The organism is Eggerthella timonensis, from assembly GCF_900184265.1.
In the GTDB taxonomy this organism is placed as follows: domain Bacteria; phylum Actinomycetota; class Coriobacteriia; order Coriobacteriales; family Eggerthellaceae; genus Eggerthella; species Eggerthella timonensis.
On sequence record NZ_FXXA01000002.1, the window covers coordinates 2,351,294 to 2,373,109 of the forward strand.

The window sequence follows — 21,816 nt, forward strand, 5'->3', positions numbered from 1 at the left end:
GCATGTCTGTGAAACTCAAGGTGAAGATCGCCATCCTCGTCCTCGTGGCGGCCGTCAGCATGGCCGTCATGGGCGTGGTGCTGTCCACGATGCAGAACGACCTGTCGCTCGAGGACTACACGAGCGAGATGAGGCAGGAAGCCGACGCGCTTCCCGAGCTGCTGGAATCGGCGCAGGAGAACGTCGATCAGAACACCCTCACCTACGACGAGATATTCCAGTCGAAGGCCGCGAGCGTCGCTTTCATGGCGAACAACGACACGGGCTTCGAGGCTACCGACGCGAAGATGGCCGAGTACAAGGACCTCCTCGGCGTGGACAACGTCATGGTGGTCGGCCGCGACGGCAGCCTGATCGCAAAGGCGCAGGACACCCTCGCCGACTTCGCGTACCCGCGCTTCAACCAGCTGCGCACGGTGTTCGACGACGGCAAGCCCTCCCAGGCGGTGGAGATCGAGCTGCCCGAGCAGAGCTGGCTCATGCGCTACTACGCCGCCGCCGTCGACGCCGACGCCATGGTGGTGGTCGAGCAGAATCCCGCCGAGCTGCGCGAGCTCGTGGAGGTGACGGGCTCGACGGAGAGCGTGCTCAAGAACATCGCCATCGGCCAGCACGGCTACCTGTTCGCCGTGTCCGCGCAGGACTACCTTGTGGAATACCATCCGAACGCGAATCTCGTCGGCACCGACGCCATCGACGGCGGCCTCGACGCGAGCGCCCTCGAGGACGGAAACCTTGCCTGGATGGAGCTGGGCGGCGAATCGCTGTACTGCAACGTGAGCAAGATCGGCGATATGTACTACATCGCCGCGGTGCCCGAGAGCGACATGGCGGCTACCCGCAACATCACGGTGGGCGTCATCCTGTTCATCTTCTTCGCGGTGATGTGCGTGGTCATCATGTACGGCATCTTCGTCATGCGCGAGGACGAACGCGAGGGCTACGATTCGGACCATTTCCGCACGCTTGGGCCGCTGCTCTACAACAAGGTCATCGGGCGGAAGGCGGCCGTGCTGTCGTTCGTGGGCTTCTTGGCCATCCTGCTGGTGACGTTCTACATGCAGACGCTGTTCGCGCTGTCGTCGGAATCGGTGGCCAACAACGAGCGCGTCGACGAGGTGGTGGAAACCATCCAACGCTCCACGGAGCGCATGGAGGACCTGAACGACCAGTACGGGGAGCGCTACCTGAGCAAGACGCGCGTTGCCGGCTACATCCTCGACCGGAATCCCGCGCTCGAGAACAAAGCCGACTTGCAGAAGCTGGCCGACGTGCTGCAGGTTCAGTACGTGTTCGCCTACGACGAGACCGGCGCCATGACGGCCACGAACTCCTCGTACGCGAACCTCACGTTGAGCGATAGCCCCGACGATCAGTCCTTCGAGTTCAGGAAGCTGCTGCAGGGTGCCGACTCGGTGGTGCAGGATCCGCAGCCCGACGAGGTCTCCGGCGAGCTGCGCCAGTACATCGGCGTGGCGCTGCACGACGCCGAAGGAACGGCCAACGGGCTCGTGCAGCTCGGAATCCGCTCGACGCGCCTTGAGAACCTGCTGGCCAGCGTGCAGATCGACAGCGTCCTCGACGGCTTGAAGTCGGGCGCCGACGGGTTCGCCTTCGCGGTGAGCAAATCCGACGGCACGTTCGCCTCCTTCCCCGACCAGCGCCTCGTGGGCAAGCCCGCGCTCGAGCACGGGATGCTGGAGAGCCAGCTGAAGGACGGGTACTGCGACTACATCACCGTCGAGGGCGTCACGTACTACGCCTCGTCCGCCGAGACGGACGGCTACTACCTGTACATCGCCGGAACCGAGGGCGAGCTCATGGCGGAGCGCGTGCCGTTGACGCTGACGACGGGCGGCATCGCGCTCGTGTGCCTCGCGGTGATCTTCCTGCTGCTGGCGTTCGAGCCGAAGCGGGGCTTCTCCGTGCCGAACCGTCCCGGCGAGGAGGCCGAGTCGCGCATGTTCGACGTGACCATGCCGAGCGGCCGTAAGATCAAGACGGAGTCCGCCGCGAGCCGCTGGCTCGACCGGTCGTTCAAGTGGAGCGAGCGGACGGCGGAGCAGAAGACGGCCGCCGTGGTCAAGTGGCTGCTGGGCGTTTCGGTGATCGCCGTGTGCGTGGCCGTGGTGTTCCAGGACCGCTTCTTCGGCAGCGCTTCCATCTTCTCCTACATCCTCGGCGGCGATTGGGAGCGCGGGCTCAACATATTCGCGTTCACGGCGTGCATCATGTTCGTATGCGTGGCCCTGACCGTGGTCACCGTGGTGCAGAAGCTGCTCGACCTCCTGTCGACGGTGCTCGGCGCGCGCGGGGAGACCGTGTGCCGCCTGCTGGGAAGCTTCATCAAGTACGCCACCATCATCGGCATGGCGTACTATTGCCTCATGCTCGTCGGGGTCGACACCACCACGCTTTTGGCCTCCGCCGGCATCCTGTCCATCGCCATCAGCTTCGGCGCGAAGGAGCTCGTCTCGGATATCCTGTCCGGCCTGTTCATCATCTTCGAGGGCGAGTTCCGCGTTGGCGACATCATCATGGTGGGCGATTGGCGCGGCACGGTGGTGGAGATCGGCGTGCGCACGACGAAGGTGGAGGACGGCTCCCAGAACATCAAGGTCATCCGCAACAGCGACATCAGCAACGTCGTCAACATGACCAAGGAGACGTCCTACGCCTCGTGCGACGTGGGCATCGAGTACGGCGAGTCGCTCGAGCGCGTGGAGAACATCCTGTCCAAGGAGCTGCCGAACATCCGCAAGCGCCTGCCTGCCATTCTCGACGGCCCGTTCTACAAGGGCGTCGTGTCGCTCGGCGACAACAGCGTGAACATCCGCATCGTGGTGCAGTGCGCCGAGACCGACCGCGTGCAGCTCGAGCGCGACCTGAACCGCGAGATGAAGCTGATCTGCGACAAGCACGACATCAGCATCCCGTACCCGCAGGTGGTCATCAACCAGCCCACCGAGTTCAAGAAGGCGACGGCGGCCGAGAAGCGCAGCGCCGACCGCTTCAACGAGGAGCAGAAAGCCGCCTCGAAAGACCTCGGCAACGAGGACGACGACGAGACGCGCTGAGACGGCTGCGCGAGCGCGGGGAACTTGGGCCCGGAACGATCGTTCCGGGCCCTTTCGCGTTCTCGGGCTCCGAATGCGGCGTGCAGCCGGTGCAGGTTAGGGTACGCTGATGGCCGAGCGTTCGCCGCGCCGGGGTAAAAAGAGCGGCTTCGTGCGAAAACGACGATTTTCCGTGAACCGCGTCGGTCTTCGGCGCTACCAAAGGGTTGAACGCGACGACGGGAACGAGAGGCGGTGGCATGGGAGGGCTCGAAGCGGACGAGGAGCGGGCGCGCGCCGCGCTCGCGCGCATGGCGCGCGGCGACGAAGGCGCGCTCGAGGAGCTGTACCGACGCTACGCGCCGGCCGTGCTCGCGTTCGCCTCGGCGCGCTGCCCGGACCGCCAGCTTGCCGAGGAGGTCGCCGCCGACGTGTGGCTGGGCTGCTGGCGCTCCGCTCGCGCGTTTTGCGGCGACAGCCGGGTGCTCACGTGGCTGCTGGGCATCGTGAAACGCCAGGTGTACGTGCGCATGCGGCGCGTGCGGCTTGCCGAGTGCCCGCTCGACGAGGCTTCGGCGCAGGTCGTCGACGAGGGAGGCGACCCTTCGGGCGCGCTCATGGCGCAAGCGGGCGTGGACGAGATCGTGGCCGCGCTCGACGCCCTCGAGCCGGCGTTGGCCGAAACAGTGCGGCTCGCCTGGCTGCACGAGCTTCCCTATGCGGAGATCGCCCAGGTGACCGACGTGCCGGTGGGCACGGTGAAGTCGCGCGTGTCCCGCGCGCGAGCCCTGTTGCAGAAGACCTTGGGGAGGCGAGCATGAACACGGACGGAACCGAGCCGCGCGCGGCGTTGCGCGAGGCGATGAGGATGCAGGAACGGGCGTGCGCGTCCGACGTGCCCCCGTTCGCGCGCATCGCAGCGCGCATCGAGGACGAGCCGTCGATCTTCGAGGCGCCGGCCTGGACGGCGCGCAAGGGCGCCCGGTTGGCCGCGAGCCTGGCGGCCGCGCAGGCGCGCGCGATGCCGCGAGCGGTGCTGCCGGCCGCGCTCGCGATGGCCGCGCTCGCGACGGGCGCGGCGTGCTTCGTGGCCGCAAGAGGGGGTTCGGGCGATGCCGCTTGGTGGCTTTCGGCGCTTTTGCTGCTGGGCGCGGCGATCACCGTGACGGCCGCGCTCTCGAACGACGCGGCCGACGCGCTGGCGCTGGCCATGCCGTTGGGGCCGCAGACCGTGCTGCTCGCGCGGTTGGCGCTGGTGCTGGGCGTCGACGCGCTCGCCGGGCTCGCCGCCTCGGCGGTCTTCGTCTGGCTGGGCGCGCCGTTCGGGCTGGGCGCGCTCGTCTCGTCGTGGCTCGTTCCCCTTTCTGCCGTGGCCGGCGCCTCGGCGTTCGTCGCGGTGTGGTCGAACGCCCCGTGGACGGGCGCGGTGGCCGGTGCGCTCCTCGTACCGCTCGTGGTGCCGGTTGGGCGCGCGGCGGACGCGGGCGGCGCGCTCTCGGCGATCGCGCAGCTGCAGGGCGCCGTCGGGCCCGAAGCGGCTGCGGCTGCAGGGTGCGCCCTGCTCGCGGTTGCGGTGGCCACGGCGCGCCGGGCGCTGGTCGCGCATCTGGACGCAGCTTGAATTCGAGGAGGTTACGCATGATTGCAGGATATGGCGGCGGCAACGGCCGCTTGACGGGATCGCAGCTGCGCGCGCTCGCGGCCGCGCAGGCACGGCGGGTGCGCGTCGTGGGCGTCGTCGTGCCGATGGCCGTCGGCGCATGCATCGCCGTCGTCGGCGCATGGTGGGCGCACGCGGCGGGCGCGACGGCGGCTGCGCTCGCGATGCTCGCGTTCACGCAGGCGTATCCCTTGACAGTGGGCGTCTGCGCCGTCGCGGCCTTCACGGGCGACCCGCTCGTGGAGCTGCAGACGGCCACGCCGGCGGAGTTCCGCGCGGTGCAGACGCTGCGCGGGGCCGTCGTGCTCGCCGCGGCTGCGGCCGGCGCGCTCGCGATGTTCGCGCCGCTCGAGGCGATGGGCATCGTGTACCGCGATGTCGGGTGGATGGGCCTCGTCACGCCGGTGGGCGGCGCGGCGCTCATGGTGCTGGCCGCGTACGTCGCCGCGGCGCTCGCGGGGTCTTCCCGCAACGCCTCGCTCGCCGTCGTGGCGGCATGGCTGTTCTTCGCGCTCGTCTGGGATCCGAACGTGGCTCCGCTCGCCTTGCAGCGCGGGCTGCCGCTGCTCGTGCTGCTCCCGGCGGCGGCCTGCGTTTGGCGTGCGCTGGGCGCGCCCGAATACGCATGGAACAGGTTGGGAGGCGCGCGATGAGGTTCTTTTGCCTGGCGCGCGCCCATTTCCGCATGGCGGCCCGCCAGCGGGCGCTGTGGATCGTGTCGTCTGCGCTCGCGCTGCTCTCGATGGCGATCACCGTGAACGACGGCTTGCCCTTCGAGACGGGCGACGCGGCCGATCTCGTGTTCCTGGCGCAGGTGCTGGCCATGCTCCCGCCCGTCGTCTACGCTGCGGCCTTCACCGACCTCGTCGCCCAGCCCGAGCGGCTCGGCGTCTCGGAGGTCGAGGTCTCGGCGCCCGTGAGCTCCGTCGCGCTGAGCGCAGCGCGCGTGACGGGCGCGCTCGCGGTGATGACGCTGCCATCGGCAGCCGTGCTGCTGTTCTGCGTGGTCGGCCAGATGCTGCACGGCAACGCGTGGGCGCTGTCTCAGGCGATCGTGCTGCTTGCGGGCGTGGTGTTGCCCTCGGCTGCCCTCGCCGCGGCGCTGTCGGCGTTGGCGGGCGCGCTGCTGCCGCGGGCGCTGGCGCGATGCGCGGCGGTGGTCGCGTGGTGCGGGGCGCTGTTCGCGTTCTCGTTCCGCGGGGTGTCGGTGGACGGGGGCGGCGGCTTCCAGGTTCATATCGTCGCCGACCCGATCTGCCAGGCGTTCTTCGGATCGAGCCCGTTCCTCGACTATCAGGGCCCGGCCGCCGCCGCCACGTCCCTCGAGGCCGTCGCGCTGCTCGCGCTCAAGCTCGCCGTCGCCGTCGCGCTCCTCGCGCTGTCCGGAGCCATCGCCCGCAAACGCACCTATCGCCGCCGCTGAGCCTGCCAGGGCTTGCGCGCAGAAAGGATACCCCCATGTTCATCTCCCTCGACCATCTGGGCAAGGACTTCCCGAAGAAGCCGCGCGCCCTCGACGACCTCACGCTCGACCTGCCCTCCGGCATGATCGGGCTCATCGGCCCGAACGGCGCCGGCAAGACCACGCTCATGCGCATCCTCTGCGGCATCGTGGGGCCCACGACGGGGCGCGTGCTCGTGGACGGGCGCGACCTGTCCGAGCCGCGCAACCGCCGCGCGCTCAAGAAGTCCCTCGGCTACCTGCCGCAGGACATCGAGCCCTATCCCAACCTCACGCCGCCCGAGTTCCTCGACTACGTGGGCGTTCTCAAGGGCATGGACGACCGGCGCGCCCGGCGCCGCCAAGCCGACGAGCTCATCGAGCGCGTAGGGCTGACCGACGTGCGCCGGCGGCGCATCGGCGGGTTCTCGGGCGGCATGCGGAGGCGCGTGGGCATCGCCCAGGCGCTCATGGGCGACCCGCGCCTGCTCGTGGTGGACGAGCCCACGGCCGGCCTCGACCCCGAGGAGCGCATGCGCTTCCGCACGCTCTTGGCAACGCTCGGCGGCGAGCGCACGGTGGTCTTGTCCACGCACATCCTCGACGACGTGGCGCAGACCTGCCCCTACGTGTGCGTGCTGCGTGCGGGGCGGCTGCGCTACGACGGCGCCACCGCGGGCCTCATCGACGGCGCGCACGGCCGCACGTGGCTCACGCCGCCTCTCATGGCGCCGCCGGCGGGCGCGGTCGTGGCGAACGCGGTCACCACGGCGCAGGGGACGCGCTACCGCATCGTGTCCGATGCGCCGCCCGCCGGTTCCGAACCCGTCGAGCCCACCCTCGAAGACGGCTACATGGCCCTGAGCACCCGATAAGGCTCCCCGGGGCGTTTCATCGCGATCGCGGTTCGCTGTTAAACCAACGTTGACACATACCCGTACCTCTCGCCGATCGTCCACCCGTTGACGCAGCTCATGAACGGGCGGCTCTCCAGGTGCGTCAGCCGCGGCTCGGCCGCCGCTGGCCGCCCGAGCCGTCGCGGCCCTTCCGCACGAAGGAGGGGCGGCCGCACCTCGGGCACCGGTCGGGCTCGCCGCAGGCGGAGGCTGCGAGGTCCTCCGCGATGGCCCTCCACAGCGCCTCGGCAAGCTCGCGCTTCTCGGCGAGCGTCATCGTCGCGACCTGGTCTACAATCCCCATGGCGGGTCCTTTCCCCGATGCTTTCCGGCAATCGCATCGTAGGCGGAAGGGCCCGTTTTCCATGTCCCGGGAAAGGGACCGTGTCGATGTTGGTTTAACAGCAGAATCGCGATCGGCAAGCAATTTTTTCGTTTTGCGAACGATTCAGACGCTTTCGAGCGTTATCGGCGAAGAGCGCGCACGAGAGGCCGGACATCGCCCCAGGTCGGCGAAGTCCGATACTGCGGACAATGCTCCGCTGAGGCCCTGCGCGTTCGCAAAACGCTAAAATTGCTTGGAACTCGGCGATTCCGCTGTTAAACCAACATTGACATTTCGCAGGCCGGCGCGCGCCTTGTCATCCTGAGCTGAGCGGCGCAGCCGCGGAGTCGAAGGATCCCGTGCGGCGCCAGCCGGGATCCTTCGACTCGCTTGCGCTCGCTCAGGATGACGATCTGGCCGGGCCTATGTCAATCTTGGTTTAACAGCGGAGATCGCGGTTCGTGGCAGAAACGCGGAGAAATTCGTCGTTTGCGCCCGCTCTCGCGGGCATAAACGGGCATTGGGCTTCGGGACTGCAGCATACTGCCTGGTCGGCAGTTTGTATTCGAGCGCCCGCCGGCTCGAAGCGCGAAAATGCGACGAATTTCTCCAAGTTTCTGCCACGAACGGCGCGTCCTGCGTGCACCGCCCGCGACCGCGATGCGCTACCATGGGGGCGTAACCGTTGTCGGGGGAAGGGGGCCGCCGTGCGCGTGCTCGTGTTGGGCGGGACGCAGTTCGTGGGGCAGGCGCTGGCCGGGGAGCTCGTCGCGCGCGGCTGGGACGTGTCCATCCTCACGCGCGGCATCCTCCCTTCGACGGTTTCGGGCATCGGCCGGTGGTACCGCGCCGATCGGCGCGCCGCGTCGGGTTGGGGCGCGCTCGCGGGCGAGCGCTTCGACGCGGTCGTCGACGTGTCCGCTTACACAGCGGCGGACGTGGAGCCGGTGCTCGACGCGCTGCGCTTCGACGACGGCGCGCGCTACGTGCTCGTCAGCTCGGGCGCGGTGTACCGGCCGAGCGACCGTCCGCTCGCCGAGGACGCGCCGGCGGGCGAGAACGTGCATTGGGGCCCGTACGGGCTGGGCAAGCTCGAGGCGGAGCGCCTGCTCCTCGATCGCCAGCCGCGCTGCGGCTACGCGCTCTCCATCGTGAGGCCGGCGTACCTGTACGGGCCTGGCAACAACCTGCTGCGCGAGGCCTACCTGTTCGATCGGCTCGAAAAGAGGCTGCCCGTGCCGGTGCCGAGCGGCGGCACGCGGACGCAGTTCGCGATCGTGGACGAAGCGGCGCGCATGGTCGCGTCGCTGGCCGAGCCCGTCTGCTGGAGCGCCGAGGCGTTCAACTGCGCGCATCCCGAGCCGGTCGGCTGGGACGACCTCGTCCGCGCGGCTGCCCGCGCGGTGGGAGTCGAGCCGCGCATCGCGCACGTCCGCTGCTCCGACGCGCTCGAAGCGCGTTCGTTCTTCCCGTTTCGCGACTGCTCGTACGTGCTCGACGTTCGCAAGGCCGCGAAGTTCGGGTTGCCCTCTCCCCGAACCGCCCTCGAGGAGGGCATGGTGCGGACCTATGCCTGGTATCGCGAGCGCCGCCCGATCCTCTGCGATCCCAAGATGACCCGCATCGAGGAAGCCCTGCGCCGCTCGGAGCGGTGAAGGCCTCTCGTAAGCGCCCTTGCGCGCCGCGTCGTCTCAGCGCTTGTGCCTGCCCCGCTTCCCCAGGCGTGTTTTCGGGGCGAAATCGGCGGGTCGCGCGTCATCTGCGGCGCGGCAACGGTATCATATCCGGGTACGGAAAACGGGGGAGCGCGAGGCTCTTGGACACGGAAAGGTTGACTATGGCGAAAATTGCGATGACCACGCCGCTCGTGGAGATGGACGGCGACGAGATGACGCGCATCATCTGGCAGATGATCAAGGACGAGCTGCTGCTTCCGCACATCGATCTGAAAACCGAGTACTACGACCTGGGCCTCGAGCATCGCAACGCCACCGACGACCAGGTGACCGTGGACTCCGCCGAAGCCACCAAGCGCTTGGGCGTGGCCGTGAAGTGCGCCACCATCACGCCGAACGCCGCGCGCATGGACGAGTACGACCTCAAGAGCATGTGGAAGAGCCCCAACGGCACCATCCGCGCCATGCTCGACGGCACCGTGTTCCGCACGCCCATCACCGTCGCGGGCATCGAGCCGTGCGTCCGCAACTGGGTGAAGCCCATCACCATCGCGCGCCACGCCTACGGCGACGTGTACAAGAACGCCGAGCTGGTCGTGCCCGGCCCCGGCACGGTGGAGCTCGTGTACACCGCGGCCGACGGCTCCGAGACGCGCGAGCTCGTGCAGAAGTTCGAAGGCCCCGGCATCGCCCAGGGCATGCACAACCTCGACGCGTCCATCGCCAGCTTCGCGCGCAGCTGCTTCGAGTACGCCCTCGACATCAAGCAGGACCTCTGGTTCGCCACGAAGGACACCATCTCGAAGAAGTACGACCACCGCTTCAAGGACATCTTCCAGGAGATCTTCGATGCCGAGTACGCCGCGCGCTTCGAGGAGGCCGGCATCGAGTACTTCTACACGCTCATCGACGACGCGGTGGCGCGCGTGATGAAGGCCGACGGCGGCTTCATCTGGGCCTGCAAGAACTACGACGGCGACGTGATGAGCGACATGGTGTCCAGCGCGTTCGGATCGCTGGCCATGATGACGTCGGTGCTCGTGTCGCCGCAGGGCTATTACGAGTACGAAGCCGCGCACGGCACCGTGCAGCGCCACTACTACAAGCATCTCAAGGGCGAGGAGACGTCCACGAACTCGGTGGCCACCATCTTCGCGTGGTCGGGCGCCCTGCGCAAGCGCGGCGAGCTGGACGGCCTCGACGACCTCGTGGCGTTCGCCGACAAGCTGGAGCGCGCCACGCTCGACACCATCGAGGCCGGCGAGATGACGGGCGACCTCGCGCTCATCACCACGCTCCCGAACCCGGTGAAGCTCTCCACCCGCGACTTCATCCTCGCCATCGCGAAGAGGCTGGCGGCGTAAAGCCGAACCCGCGATACTACGCGATGCTTTGCGGCCTCGGCGATCGTGCCGGGGCCGTTCCACGTTTCGGCGACGGTCCGATGAAGCGGCGAATACGGATCCCTCCCGCCGCCTGCGCGCGCGGCGCCCGTGCGCGATCATTCGTAGGACTGCAAAGAACACGGACGGAAGGGCAGGCCATGACCTCTATCTGGGCCGAGGAAACGAAGAGGGCCGACGACGGTAAGACGCTCGAAGGCGACGTCAAGGCCGACGTGCTGGTGATCGGGGCGGGCATGGCGGGCATGCTGTGCGCCGCGTTCCTGAGCAAGATCGGGTGCGGGTGCGTGGTGGCGGAGGCGGACCGCGTCGGGTCGGGCGCCACGGGCAACACCACCGCGAAGGTGACCGCCCAGCACGGGCTCGTCTACGACCGGCTCATCGAGAAGGAAGGGCCCGACCGGGCGCGCCTCTACTTCGAGGCGAACCAGGCGGCGGTCGCGGGGCTGCGCGACCTGGCCCGCTCGGTGCCCTGCGACTTCGAGGAGCGCACGGCCTACGTGTACGCGGAGGGCACGACGGAGAACCTCGAGCGCGAGCAGGACGCCTACGAGCGGCTCGGCATCCCGCACCGTACGATGCCGAGCGCGCCGGTGCCGGTGGCGAACATGGGGGCGCTCGGCATGGAGCGCCAGGCCCAGTTCAACCCGCTCAAGCTCCTCTACGGTCTTTTGCCCCGGGTCGACGTGTACGAGCACACGTTCGTCACGGACGTTTCGGACAACGTCGCGAAGACCCCGCACGGCTCGATCACGGCCGATTTCATCGTGTTCGCGACGCATTACCCGCTGGTGAACGTGCCGGGGCTGTACTTCATGAAGCTCCACCAGGAGCGTTCCTATGCGCTCGCGCTCGAGGACGCGCCGGGCGTGGACGGCATGTTCATCGGCGAGGGCGGCGGCTACTCGCTGCGCACCTACGGCGACTACCTGCTGCTGGGAGGCGGCGGGCACCGCACGGGCGAGGGGCCGCATCCCGATCAGGGCTACGCCAAGCTCCGCGCCTTCGCGGCCGAAGCGTACCCGGGAAGCGCCGAGCGCTGCGCATGGGCGGCGCAGGACTGCATGAGCCTCGACCATATGCCCTACATCGGCGTGCATCGCCCCGGGCAGCCGAACCACTACGTGGCGACCGGGTTCAACAAATGGGGCATGACCGGCTCGTACGTGGCCGCCCGTGCCATCGCCGACATGATCGTGAACGGCCGCAGCGCCGTCGACGAGCTGTTCTCGCCCGAGCGGTCCATGCTGCATCCCAGCCTGTTCTCGAACATGGGCGTGTCGGCGGCGAACCTCGTGAAGCCGGGGAAGCGCTGCTCGCATCTCGGCTGCTCGCTCGAGCACAACGACCAGGAGGACACGTGGGACTGCCCTTGCCACGGCTCGCGTTTCTCCGCAGACGGATCGGTGGCCGACGGTCCCGCCACGAAGCCCATCAAGGCCCCGAGGGGCTAGGACGGCGCGGCGCAGCGGCTCCGCCGACCCTCGCCGTTGACGATACGCGCGCGAGCGTCAATCGGGGCTGACGGAGCGTCAACGGAGGAGGTATCATTGCTCGGGTTGTTTCAGACGAGCGATGAGAGGAGCCTGCGGGCATGGGAAACGTTCTGCGCGTGTTCAAGCGCGATGTGCTGCGGCTGCTCAAAGTGCCGCCGGCGCTCGTGGTGGTGATCGCGCTGCTCGTGCTGCCGTCGGTGTACACCTGGTACAACGTCGTCGGCTTCTGGAACCCCTACGACAACACCGGCAACCTGCGGGTGTGCGTGGTGAACGAGGACGCGGGCGGGTCGAGCGAGCTGACCGGCGAGCTGCGCGTGGGCGACATGATCGTGGAGGAGCTGCGCGAGAACACGCAGCTCGACTGGGCGTTCGTCGATCGCGGCACCGCCATGGGCGAGCTCGGCGCGGGCGAGAGCTATGCCGCGTTCGTCATCCCCGAGAACTTCACCGAACGGCTGCTGTCGCTGACCACCGGCGACTTCCAACAGCCCGAGCTCTCCTACTACGTGAACGAGAAGACGGGCCCCGTGGCGCCGAAGATCACCGATACGGGCGCGAGCACGCTCGACGAGACCATCAACTCCACGTTCGTCTCCACGGTGAGCGACGTCGCTGCCGACGCCGTCGATCGGGCGCTCGGCGCGTCGAGCGACGCCATGGACGAGTCCAAGGGCAGGGCGGCGGCGAAGGTGGCGGGCGCCGTGCAGACGGTGTCCGAGGCGCGCTCCTCGCTCGGGGGCATCGTCGCGGCCACGGACGAGGCACGGGCCAAGGTGGACGGCTCGAAGGAGGCGCTCGACCGGGCGCGCACCGAGATCGCCGCCGCGAGCGACGCCCTCGGCTCCATCGCGAGCATCGCCGCTCAGCTGCAAAGCGACGCGGCGGAGCTCTCCTCGTCGGCGATGCCCGCCGTGAGCCGGACCGTACGCGCGGTGTCGGAGGCGTCGGCGAAGGCGAACGGGGCCGTCGGCGGCATGGCCGCGGCGGTGGGCGAGACCCAGGCGGGCATCGGCGCGTCCATCGTACAGGGGCAAGCCGCCGTGGACGAGAGCAGGGCGCTGGCCGCCCAGGCGCGCCAGACGGCGCAGGCGCTGCTCGACGGCGACCCGGCCAAGGAGCCCCTCGCCGCCGTCGCCGACGCGCTCGAGCAGCGCGCCGACGACGCGCAGGTGACGCTCGACGGCCTAGCCGGCGCGAACGCGCAAGCGGGCGAGCTTGCGCAGGAAGTGTCGCGGGCGGGAGCCTCCTTCGACGCTGCGGCGCACAGGGCCGCCGACGCCGCAGGCGCGTACGCGGACGGCCTGTTCTCCACGACGGTGCCTACGATCAACGGCAGCCTCGCGCAGCTGAGCGCCGCTTCGGCGTCGCTTTCGGCAGTGGTGTCGAACCAGCAGCTGCTGGTCGATCAGACCGGGCTCGCGCTCGATCAGCTGGCCTCCACGCTGGGCACGGCCCGCGAGGCGCTCGGCCAGACGGACGCCATCCTGGCCGATCTCGAGCAGGGCCTCGGCACCGTGCAGACCGACGTCCTGTCGCTCGGCGGGTCGGGCGCGCTTTCGCAGGCGTTCGGCGAGGACGGCCTCGATGCGGCCAAGATCGCCGACTTCATGGGGTCGCCCACCGAGCTGGTCACCGAGCAGCTCTACGAGCTGAACGCGTACGGCTCGGCCATGGCCCCGCTGTTCATGAACCTGACGTTCTGGATCGGGGCGTTCATGCTGCTGGTCATCATGAAGCAGGAGGTGGACGGCGAAGGCGTGCGCAACCTCACCGTGACGCAGCGCTACCTCGGACGCTTCCTGCTGCTGGCCGTCATGGCCGTGCTGCAGGCGGTGGTCTGCTGCGCCGGCGTGCTGGCCATCGGGGTGCAGGCGGCCGACGCGCCCGCGCTGTTCTTCGCGGCTTCGGTGGCTTCGCTTTCCTACCTCAGCATCATCTACGCGCTGTCGGTGACGCTGCAGCATATCGGCAAGGGCATCTGCATCGTGCTCGTGTTCGCGCAGATCCCCGGCGCCACGGGGCTGTACCCCGTCGAGATGACCTCGAGCTTCTTCCAGGCCGTCTACCCGTTCTTCCCCTTCACCTACGGCATCTCCGCCATGCGCGAGGCCATCTTCGGCTTCTACGGCTCGCAGTACGCGGCCGCGCTGGGCATGCTGGCGCTGTTCTTCGCGCTGTCCATGGCTTTCGGCATCCTCGTGCGGCCCCTCATGGCGAACGTCAACCGCATGGTGGCTTGCCAGGTGCGGGAGAGCGGCCTCTTCAACGGCGAGGACGTGGAGATACCCGCGCGCCCGTACCGCGCGTCGCAGCTGTTCAGGGCGCTGTCGGACAAGGAGGAGTACCGCGAGGAGCTGCGGGCACGCGCGATGCGCTTCGCGCGCTGGTACCCGCGCCTCATCCGCGGGGCTGTTGCCCTGGGCCTCGCGGTGCCCGTCGCGCTCACGGTGGTGTTCGCCCTCACGCCCGCCGAGAAGGTGCAGCTGCTCACGGCGTGGCTGGCGTGGATGGTGGCCGTGTTCGTGTTCCTCGTGGTGCTGGAGAGCCTGCGCGCCGGCCTCGAGCGCCAGATGCGGCTCGACGGCATGAGCGACGAGGGGCTGCTCGCGCTGGGAAGCGCGCGCAACCGGATGGTGCGCTCGTCGGACGACGACGCCGACGGCGCGGCGGCGGGCTGCCCGGACGCGCCAGCCGCCCCGGGCGCGGGAGGGGGCGGCGCTCGTGGGTAACGTAGTGCGCATCGTGCGCAGCGACTTCAAGCGCCTGTTCGCGAACGCGATGAGCGCGATCATCGTCGTCGGGCTCGTGGTGATGCCGTCCATCTTCGCGTGGTACAACGTCATCGCGTGCTGGAACGTGTTCGACAACACGGGCAACCTCACCGTGGCGGTGGCGAACGTGGACGACGGCTACGAGAGCGAGCTCGTGCCCCTGCGCGTGAACGTCGGCGAGCGGGTGGTGGCGGCCCTGCGCGCCAACGACGAGATCGACTGGACGTTCACCGACGAAGAGGACGCGGTGGACGGCGCGCGCTCGGGCCGCTACTATGCGGCGGTGGTCATCCCCGAGGGGTTCAGCAAGGACATGCTAACGTTCTACTCCGACGACGTGCAGCACGCGAAGATCGTCTACTACGCCAACGAGAAGAAGAGCGCCATCGCGCCGAAGATCACCGACAAGGGCGCGGATTCCGTGTCCTACCAGGTGAACGAGGTGTTCGCCCAAACGTTGTCCGAAGTGGCGCTCGGTATCGCCGAGTCGATGTCGAGCTATGCCGACGAGGCCGGCGTGGACGGTCGCATCGCCGCCGTGTCCGGGCAGGTGCGCGACATGGGCGCGCAGGCGGAGCGCATGGCGTCGGTGCTGGAGCTGTACTCGTCGCTGGCCGCAGCGTCGCAGGCGCTCGTCGGCGATTCGGGGAAGCTCATCGCGTCCGCGCAGGGCGCGGCCGACGATGCAGGCGACGCGGCGTCCGAGGGCGCTTCGTCGGCATCCGCCATGGTGGCGGCCGTGAAGGGGTCCGTCGACGACCTTTCGGCGGCGCTCGGCGCGGGCGGCGAGGCGTTCGCGGAGGCGTCGGAGGCGTCCGGCGCGCTGTTCGACGCCGCCTCGGCGGGCGCCGAGCAGGGCGCGGCGGGGCTGCGCGGGCAGGCCGAGGCGCTCGACGCGCAGATCGCGCGGTACCGCGACCTCGCCGCCCAGCTCGAACAGCTGCGCGGCTCGCTGCCGTCCGAAAGCCAGCCGGCGCTCGACGCCGTCGTCGCACGGCTGAACGCCGTCGTCGGGCTCATGGAGGGCATGCGCGACAACCTGGCGGCCGCCGCGGGCAAGCTGGAGTCGGGCAACGCCGACGTGCAGGCCGAACGCGCGGAGGTCGAGCGCCTGGCGAACGAGGCGCGGCAGAGCTCGGAGGCGCTCGCGACCTCGTTCGAAGGCGGGCTGAAGCCGAGCCTGCAGCAGCTCGCGGACAGCGCGGGCGTCCTCGCGGCTGCCATGGGCGACGGCTTGGACGGCCTGCGCGCGGCGGGCGCCGACCTGTCCTCGTCGGCCGGCTCGGCCGCCGACGTGCTGGGCGGCGCGAGGGCCGAGGTGGACGAGGCGGTTCGGGAGCTGCGCGAGACGGCGCGCGAGCTGGACGCGTTGGCGGCCGATGTGGACGAGGCGTTGGCGGCCGGCGACGCGGGAGCGCTGCGCGCGGTGCTCGGCGCCGACGCGCAGCTGCTGTCGCGGGCGCTCGCGGCGCCGGTGGGCATCGAGCGCGCAGCCGTGTTCCCGGCCGAGAACTTCGGCTCGGCCATGGCGCCGCTCTACACGACGCTCGCCCTGTTCATCGGGTCGCTGCTGATTCTCGTGGTGGTGAAGCCCACGGTGTCCGAGCGCACGTGCGAGCAGCTGGACGATCCGAAGCCCCGGCAGCTGTTCATGGGGCGCTTTGGCGTGCTGGCGTTCCTGTCGCTCGCGCAGACGACGGTGATGGGCCTCGGGAACCTGCTGTTCTTGCAGGTGCAGGTGGCCGAGCCGCTGCTGTTCATGCTGTGCTTCTGGATCGCGGGGCTCGTGTTCACGTTCTTGATCTACGCGCTGGTGGCGGCGTTCGCGAACCTCGGCAAGGCCGTGGCGGTGCTGCTGCTCATCATCCAGGTGACGGGATGCGGCGGCTCGTTCCCGCTGCAGCTGCTGCCGCCGTTCGTGCAGGCCCTGAGCCCCTGGCTGCCCGCGACGCACGTGGTGAACGCCATGCGCGCGGCCATGTTCGGCACCTACGGGGGCGACTTCTGGTGGGAGATCGGGCTGCTGGCGCTGTTCCTGATCCCCGCCGCGCTCATCGGGCTCGTGCTGCGGGGGCCGCTTGCCAAGTTCATGACGTGGTACGTCGAAGAGGTGGAGTCCTCCAAACTTGTGGGATAATCGTGCGGAAGAGACGAGAGAGGAATTCCGCATGGCACGAACCGGCGTACCGTCGACGACGCGTCGCACGCTTCACTATTTCTGGCTGGTCACCCGCAAACATCTCGGGCTGTTCGCCACGCTCATGACCGCGACGCTTCTGTTCGTGGCGTTGCTGTCGTACGGCAACCCCTACGTCATGAGCCTCGTGGTGGACCGCGTGAGCGCGGGCTCGGTGGCGCCCGACGAGGTGTTCGCGGTGTTCGGCCCCTACATCGTCGCGCTCATCCTCATCAACGTGGCCGGCCAGGCGGCCAGCAAGGTGCAGGACTACGCGATGTACCGGCTGCAGATCGCCGCCTCCTACGACCTGGCCACCATGTCGTTCGACGCGCTGTCCAACCAGTCGATGTCGTTCCACTCCAACCGCTTCGGCGGCACGCTGGTGAGCCAGACGACCAAGTTCATGAGCGCCTACCAGCTGCTGCTGGAAACCATCACCTTCCCGTTTCTGCCGGTCATCTGCTCGGTGGTGTTCACGTGCGCCATCCTCGCGCCGCGCGTGCCGGTGTACGTGGCCATCCTCATGGCGCTGCTCGCGGTGTACGCCGGCGTGTCCTACTACATGTACAAGCGCATCCTGCACCTCAACGAGCAGGCGGCCAGCGCGCAGAACCAGCTGTCGGGCGAGCTGTCCGACTCGGTTGCCAACATCCTGGCGGTGAAGACCTACGGGCGCGAGGACTACGAGCGCGGGCTGTTCGACCAGGCGAACCGCGAGGTGGTGGCGCGCGACTCGAAGCGCATGTGGGCGTCGCTCACGCGCGGCATCGTGACGGCGTGCATCACCATCGCCATCATGAGCGTGGTGGCCGTGTTCATCGCGGGCGGGAACGCCTGGTACGGCATCACGCCGGGCACGCTCGTGGTGATGTTCACGTACACCTACACGGTGACGAACCAGTTCAACTTCATCAACAACGGCCTGCAGCGCTTCAACCGCGCGTTCGGCGACGCGAGCGGCATGACCGTGATCCTCGACGAGCCGCGGCTGGTGGCCGACGCCCCCGACGCGCCGGAGCTCGAGGTGCGCGAGGGCGCCATCGACTTCGAGGACATCGGCTTCTGGTACACCGACGGCGACGCGCGCACGCGGGTGTTCGACGACCTCGACCTGCACATCCCCGCCGGCCAGCGCGTGGGCCTCGTGGGATCGAGCGGGGCGGGGAAGACCACGCTCACGAAGCTGCTGCTGAGACTGTCCGACATCCAGGAGGGGCGCATCCTCGTGGACGGCCAGAACATCGCCGACACCACCCAGCAATCGCTGCGCCGCCAGATCGCCTACGTGCCGCAGGAGGCCTTGCTGTTCCACCGCTCCATCGCGGAGAACATCGCCTACGGGCGGCCCGACGCCACGATGGAGCAGATCCGCGACGCGGCGCGCCAGGCGAACGCGCTCGAGTTCATCGAGCGGCTGCCGCAGGGCTTCGACACCGTCACGGGCGAGCGCGGCGTGAAGCTGTCGGGCGGCCAGCGCCAGCGCATCGCCATCGCGCGGGCGCTTCTGGCCGACTGCCCGGTGCTCGTGCTGGACGAGGCCACGAGCGCGCTCGACTCGGAGAGCGAGCAGCTGGTGCAGGACGCGCTGGCCACGCTCATGCGCGGGCGCACCGCCATCGTGGTGGCGCACCGCCTGTCGACGGTGGCCAGCCTCGACCGCATCGTGGTGCTCGACGACGGCCGCGTGGTGGAGGACGGCCCGCACGCCGAGCTCATCGAGGCCGGCGGGGCCTACGCGAACCTGTGGAGCAGGCAGACGGGGGCGTATCTGGAGTAGGTCGGGCGGGCTGCGCGCGCGGGCGGCATGCGGGCGGCGCGACAGCGCCGTGCCGTCCGCGTTTCGCCCCTCGCCGTCTGTCCCGCGCAAGCGATTTCGTCGAACGTGGCCGGATACGACGGCTGTACGTCGTGTCAGCGGCCGCTTTCGCCCGGCGGCGATCAACCGAACTCGTGCGATCAGGGGAAACGCAGAAGCGATCGGAATATGGCGACGAAAGCCGGGCGGCTTGCCCATTTTGACGACGTACAGCCGTCGTATTCGGCCACGAACGCGCGTGGGGCGGACTCGCCTCCTAGCGGAGCAGCTCGGAGCGAAGCGCGAACTGCCGGGAGGGGTACTCGCTGCAGCGGGGCCTGATCCTTCTGCCCAGATGCCCGGCGAGGATGCGCGCGAACCGGTTGTACTCGCGATAGTCGGTTACCTGCTTCCAGGTGGCGGTCACCACGGTGAAGCCGAGCGACTCGAGGGCGTTGCGCCTCGAGGCGTCCTCGGCGATGCGCGTCGCGCCGGTATGGCACAGCGTGCTGTCGTATTCGACGGCCACCTTCTTGTCCTTCCAGAGCAGGTCGCAACGGAAGAACCTGCTCTCGGTCGTCCAGCTTGCCCGCTTGCCGAGCGGGACGACGGCGTTCATGAGCGGTTGCGTCAGGTTGCTTCCTCCCTGCACGTAGGGGAGCGTGAGCAATGCGCACAGGGTGGACTCGCGGGGAGACGCCGATCCGCTCGCCACGAAGGGGAGCGCCTTGCGCGCGGATTTCACGCCGCGCACGCCTCCGGCCCTGTCCAGGTAATTCGCCAGCTTGGCCGGGGTGGTGAGCGGCGTCCTGCCTCTGACGCCGAACGGTTGGCTTTCGTCGGGGGCGTACGTGCCGCACAGCTCGCAGCCCAGGTGGACGGCGCGGGGAAGGCTCAGGACGGAAGACAGGTGGACGAACAGCAGCTCGGGGCTGATGACGAACGCTTCGGCGCCGATGGGAACCGGGATCGTCCGGAAGGAGCTCGAGGGCAGCTCCGGGGATTGATGGACGACGAGATCGCCGGTGGCCTTTCGATGGCCGTCGAGGGCGACGACGTGCAACGGCGCGGAGAGCGCGCCTGCGGAAGCGAGGACGATCCCCTTGGCCGAGGTTGCGCTCGGCGCGGCTTCCGGCAGGTTCCGCATACGGCACGTGGCGCGCGAAAGCCCTGCGTCGCTGAGGGGCGAGCGCCAGAATTCGAGCGCGGACGTGTAGGCGAGAACCGTGTGCATGCGGGGAGTGTACCATGGCGTACAGCCAGGTGAAACGACGATTTCGCGACGCTGGAACGGCGTGCGAACCGCGCTGGAACGGGTGGGAAACCGCGTAAGATCCGCGTTGGATCGGCGTAGAAAAGCGCTATACTGTACGAACAAACGTTTTGGTTATCGAGAAGCGAGGAGGCGGCGGTGGCGAAGGAGCGCACGTACGTGTGCATCGACTTGAAGAGCTTCTACGCCAGCGTCGAGTGCGTCGATCGCGGGCTCGACCCGCTGAAGGCGAACCTTGTCGTGGCCGATCCCGACCGCACGGAGAAGACCATCTGCCTGGCCATCACGCCGTCGATGAAGGCGCTCGGCCTGTCGAGCCGCTGCCGCGTGTTCGAGATTCCTGAAGGCGTGGACTACGTCATGGCACGTCCGCGCATGCAGCGCTACATGGAGGCGTCGGCCGACATCTACTCGATCTACCTGCGCTACGTGTCGCCCGAGGACGTCCACGCATACTCCATCGACGAGTGCTTCATCGACGCGACGCCGTACCTCGCGCTGTACCGGATGGAGCCTAAGGAGTTCGCCGTCATGCTCATGGACGCGGTGCTGGCCGACACGGGCGTCTGCGCCACCGCGGGCATCGGTCCGAACCTGTTCCTCGCCAAGGTAGCGCTCGACATCACGGCGAAGCACGCCGAGGACCATATCGGCTACCTCGATCAGGCCGAGTTCGAGCGCTCGATCCAGACCCACCGGCCCATCACCGATATCTGGAACATCGGTCCTGGCATCGCGAAGAGGCTGGCGAAGTACGCCGTGTACGATCTGCGCGGCGTGTGCGAGATGAGCGAGGCCACGCTCTACCGCGAATTCGGGGTGAACGCCGAGTACCTGATCGACCATGCCCATGGCGTTGAACCGTGCACCATCGCCGACATCCACGCCTACGAGCCGAGCGGCCATTCCCTGGGGAACGGCCAGGTGCTGCCCTGCGACTACTCGTTCGAGGAAGCGCGCGACGTGCTCAAGGAGATGGTGGACCAGCTCGTGCTCGACCTCGTGGAGAAGCGCCTCGTAGCCGGATCGATATCGCTGTACGTGGGGTACGCGAAAGGTCCAGGCGAGCCTGCGGGCGAAGCGGACGGCGCGTTCTTCGACGGCGGCCACGGCAGGCGCCCCGCAAGCGGCCGCCGTGGTTTCCCTCACACCGGATCCACGCGCAGGCAGGCGGATCGCACGAACCTTTACTCGAAGCTCATGCCGCGCTTCCTCGACCTGTTCGACGAGACTACGCGCAAAGACGCGCCCATCCGCCGCATCAACGTGGGCGTCGGCGGGGTGCTCCCCGAGGAATTCGCCACGATGGATCTGTTCTCGGATGCGGAGGCGGAGGCCGAGGAGCTCCGGCTGCAGCAGGCCGTGCTGGCCGTGAAGGGGCGCTTCGGGAAGAACGCGCTTCTGCGCGGGACCAGCTTGAAGGAGAAGGCCACGGCGCGCGAGCGCAACGAGCAGATCGGGGGCCACCATGCCTGAGCGCCGACCGCGCGCCGACCGCGCCCAGCAGTTCATGCCCTTCGCCGCGCTCAAAGGCTACTACGATCTCATCCGCGAACGCGAGCGCGTGGTGGAGCCGAAGCGCGACCTGACCGACGAGCAGGCGCTCGAGCTGTCGCAGCGCCTCGCCCGGATGGAGCGCCGCACGATGGCGAGCGTCGTCCACTACGACGGCGAGGCGTACGTGACGACGCACGGCCTGGTGAGCGACATCGACCTCGCGGCACGCTCCGTCACCATCGTCCGTACCCGCATCGCCTTCGACGACGTCTGGGAGATTCACCTTGGCGGCGGGAATCGTCGGCCGTAACACGCGTTATTCGGGCATAAAACGCGTGTTACGGC

16 protein-coding genes are annotated in these 21,816 nt (G+C 68.7%); 14 read left to right on the plus strand and 2 right to left on the minus strand.

Annotation, left to right across the window (positions count from 1 at the left end; translation table 11 throughout):
• Positions 1-2: 2 nt before the first annotated feature.
• The 6 genes from C1A15_RS09765 to C1A15_RS09790 all read left to right on the plus strand — a co-directional run bounded on the left by C1A15_RS09765 (position 3) and on the right by C1A15_RS09790 (position 7,032).
• The gene (locus C1A15_RS09765; RefSeq protein WP_101722387.1) at positions 3-3,077 is read left to right on the plus strand and encodes a mechanosensitive ion channel domain-containing protein; all 3,075 of its coding nucleotides are present in this window, start codon (positions 3-5) and stop codon (positions 3,075-3,077) included.
• A 239-nt stretch (positions 3,078-3,316) separates the two neighbouring features.
• On the plus strand, positions 3,317-3,877 hold the full coding sequence (locus C1A15_RS09770) for an RNA polymerase sigma factor (protein WP_101722388.1): 561 nt from the start codon (positions 3,317-3,319) through the stop codon (positions 3,875-3,877).
• A complete protein-coding gene (locus C1A15_RS09775; protein WP_101722389.1) occupies positions 3,874-4,677 on the plus strand; it encodes a hypothetical protein in 804 nt (267 codons plus the stop codon). Before C1A15_RS09770 ends, C1A15_RS09775 begins: the two co-directional genes overlap by 4 nt.
• 17 nt (positions 4,678-4,694) lie before the next feature.
• A complete protein-coding gene (locus C1A15_RS09780; RefSeq protein ID WP_101722390.1) occupies positions 4,695-5,369 on the plus strand; it encodes a hypothetical protein in 675 nt (224 codons plus the stop codon).
• Entirely contained in the window at positions 5,366-6,139 is a 774-nt protein-coding gene (locus tag C1A15_RS09785) for a hypothetical protein (RefSeq protein ID WP_101722391.1), read from the plus strand. The genes C1A15_RS09780 and C1A15_RS09785 overlap by 4 nt, the downstream gene beginning before the upstream one ends.
• A 35-nt stretch (positions 6,140-6,174) precedes the next feature.
• Positions 6,175-7,032: an ATP-binding cassette domain-containing protein gene (locus C1A15_RS09790; RefSeq protein ID WP_101722392.1), complete on the plus strand. Its 858-nt coding sequence runs from the start codon at positions 6,175-6,177 to the stop codon at positions 7,030-7,032.
• A gap of 124 nt (positions 7,033-7,156) precedes the next feature.
• Here C1A15_RS09790 and C1A15_RS09795 read toward each other — a convergent pair whose 3' ends face one another.
• Positions 7,157-7,357 (minus strand): hypothetical protein, encoded by a 201-nt coding sequence (locus C1A15_RS09795; protein WP_101722393.1) that lies wholly within the window; start codon positions 7,355-7,357, stop codon positions 7,157-7,159.
• A 728-nt stretch (positions 7,358-8,085) separates the two neighbouring features.
• Between C1A15_RS09795 and C1A15_RS09800 the strand changes: the two genes are divergently transcribed.
• From C1A15_RS09800 to C1A15_RS09825, 6 genes are all read left to right on the plus strand, one after another.
• Complete coding sequence (locus C1A15_RS09800) at positions 8,086-9,033, plus strand: NAD-dependent epimerase/dehydratase family protein (protein WP_180953064.1); 948 nt, start codon at positions 8,086-8,088, stop codon at positions 9,031-9,033.
• 182 nt (positions 9,034-9,215) lie between these two features.
• Complete coding sequence (locus tag C1A15_RS09805; protein WP_101722395.1) at positions 9,216-10,418, plus strand: NADP-dependent isocitrate dehydrogenase; 1,203 nt, start codon at positions 9,216-9,218, stop codon at positions 10,416-10,418.
• Positions 10,419-10,597: 179 nt separating this feature from the next.
• Positions 10,598-11,911: an FAD-dependent oxidoreductase gene (locus C1A15_RS09810; protein WP_101722396.1), complete on the plus strand. Its 1,314-nt coding sequence runs from the start codon at positions 10,598-10,600 to the stop codon at positions 11,909-11,911.
• Between the two features lie 140 nt (positions 11,912-12,051).
• Positions 12,052-14,685: a YhgE/Pip domain-containing protein gene (locus tag C1A15_RS09815; protein WP_101722397.1), complete on the plus strand. Its 2,634-nt coding sequence runs from the start codon at positions 12,052-12,054 to the stop codon at positions 14,683-14,685.
• Positions 14,678-16,864, plus strand: coding sequence for a YhgE/Pip domain-containing protein (locus C1A15_RS09820; protein ID WP_101722398.1), 2,187 nt, complete (start codon positions 14,678-14,680; stop codon positions 16,862-16,864). The genes C1A15_RS09815 and C1A15_RS09820 overlap by 8 nt, the downstream gene beginning before the upstream one ends.
• Positions 16,865-16,895: 31 nt before the next feature.
• Positions 16,896-18,683, plus strand: a complete 1,788-nt coding sequence (locus C1A15_RS09825) for an ABC transporter ATP-binding protein (RefSeq protein ID WP_101722399.1) — start codon at positions 16,896-16,898, stop codon at positions 18,681-18,683.
• Between the two features lie 295 nt (positions 18,684-18,978).
• On the opposite strand, the gene C1A15_RS09830 is transcribed toward C1A15_RS09825, so the two are convergent.
• Positions 18,979-19,935 (minus strand): hypothetical protein, encoded by a 957-nt coding sequence (locus tag C1A15_RS09830; RefSeq protein ID WP_101722400.1) that lies wholly within the window; start codon positions 19,933-19,935, stop codon positions 18,979-18,981.
• Positions 19,936-20,112: 177 nt separating this feature from the next.
• Between C1A15_RS09830 and C1A15_RS09835 the strand changes: the two genes are divergently transcribed.
• Together C1A15_RS09835 and C1A15_RS09840 are read left to right on the plus strand one after the other, a co-directional pair.
• Positions 20,113-21,450 carry a Y-family DNA polymerase gene (locus tag C1A15_RS09835; RefSeq protein ID WP_101722401.1) on the plus strand — a complete coding sequence of 446 codons (1,338 nt, stop codon included), beginning with the start codon at positions 20,113-20,115 and terminating at the stop codon, positions 21,448-21,450.
• Positions 21,443-21,781, plus strand: a complete 339-nt coding sequence (locus tag C1A15_RS09840; RefSeq protein WP_101722402.1) for a hypothetical protein — start codon at positions 21,443-21,445, stop codon at positions 21,779-21,781. Before C1A15_RS09835 ends, C1A15_RS09840 begins: the two co-directional genes overlap by 8 nt.
• The last annotated feature ends 35 nt before the right edge of the window (positions 21,782-21,816 follow it).

What these genes read in the sequence shown, in the direction of transcription:
- C1A15_RS09790 (WP_101722392.1), top strand. Translation starts at nt 6,175, where the DNA reads ATGTTCATCTCCCTCGACCATCTGGGCAAGGACTTCCCGAAGAAGCCG.
- C1A15_RS09805 (WP_101722395.1), top strand. Translation starts at nt 9,216, where the DNA reads ATGGCGAAAATTGCGATGACCACGCCGCTCGTGGAGATGGACGGCGAC.
- C1A15_RS09780 (WP_101722390.1), top strand. Translation starts at nt 4,695, where the DNA reads ATGATTGCAGGATATGGCGGCGGCAACGGCCGCTTGACGGGATCGCAG.
- C1A15_RS09830 (WP_101722400.1), bottom strand. Translation starts at nt 19,935, where the DNA reads ATGCACACGGTTCTCGCCTACACGTCCGCGCTCGAATTCTGGCGCTCG.
- C1A15_RS09840 (WP_101722402.1), top strand. Translation starts at nt 21,443, where the DNA reads ATGCCTGAGCGCCGACCGCGCGCCGACCGCGCCCAGCAGTTCATGCCC.
- C1A15_RS09770 (WP_101722388.1), top strand. Translation starts at nt 3,317, where the DNA reads ATGGGAGGGCTCGAAGCGGACGAGGAGCGGGCGCGCGCCGCGCTCGCG.
- C1A15_RS09825 (WP_101722399.1), top strand. Translation starts at nt 16,896, where the DNA reads ATGGCACGAACCGGCGTACCGTCGACGACGCGTCGCACGCTTCACTAT.
- C1A15_RS09810 (WP_101722396.1), top strand. Translation starts at nt 10,598, where the DNA reads ATGACCTCTATCTGGGCCGAGGAAACGAAGAGGGCCGACGACGGTAAG.
- C1A15_RS09775 (WP_101722389.1), top strand. Translation starts at nt 3,874, where the DNA reads ATGAACACGGACGGAACCGAGCCGCGCGCGGCGTTGCGCGAGGCGATG.
- C1A15_RS09795 (WP_101722393.1), bottom strand. Translation starts at nt 7,357, where the DNA reads ATGGGGATTGTAGACCAGGTCGCGACGATGACGCTCGCCGAGAAGCGC.
- C1A15_RS09765 (WP_101722387.1), top strand. Translation starts at nt 3, where the DNA reads ATGTCTGTGAAACTCAAGGTGAAGATCGCCATCCTCGTCCTCGTGGCG.
- C1A15_RS09785 (WP_101722391.1), top strand. Translation starts at nt 5,366, where the DNA reads ATGAGGTTCTTTTGCCTGGCGCGCGCCCATTTCCGCATGGCGGCCCGC.
- C1A15_RS09815 (WP_101722397.1), top strand. Translation starts at nt 12,052, where the DNA reads ATGGGAAACGTTCTGCGCGTGTTCAAGCGCGATGTGCTGCGGCTGCTC.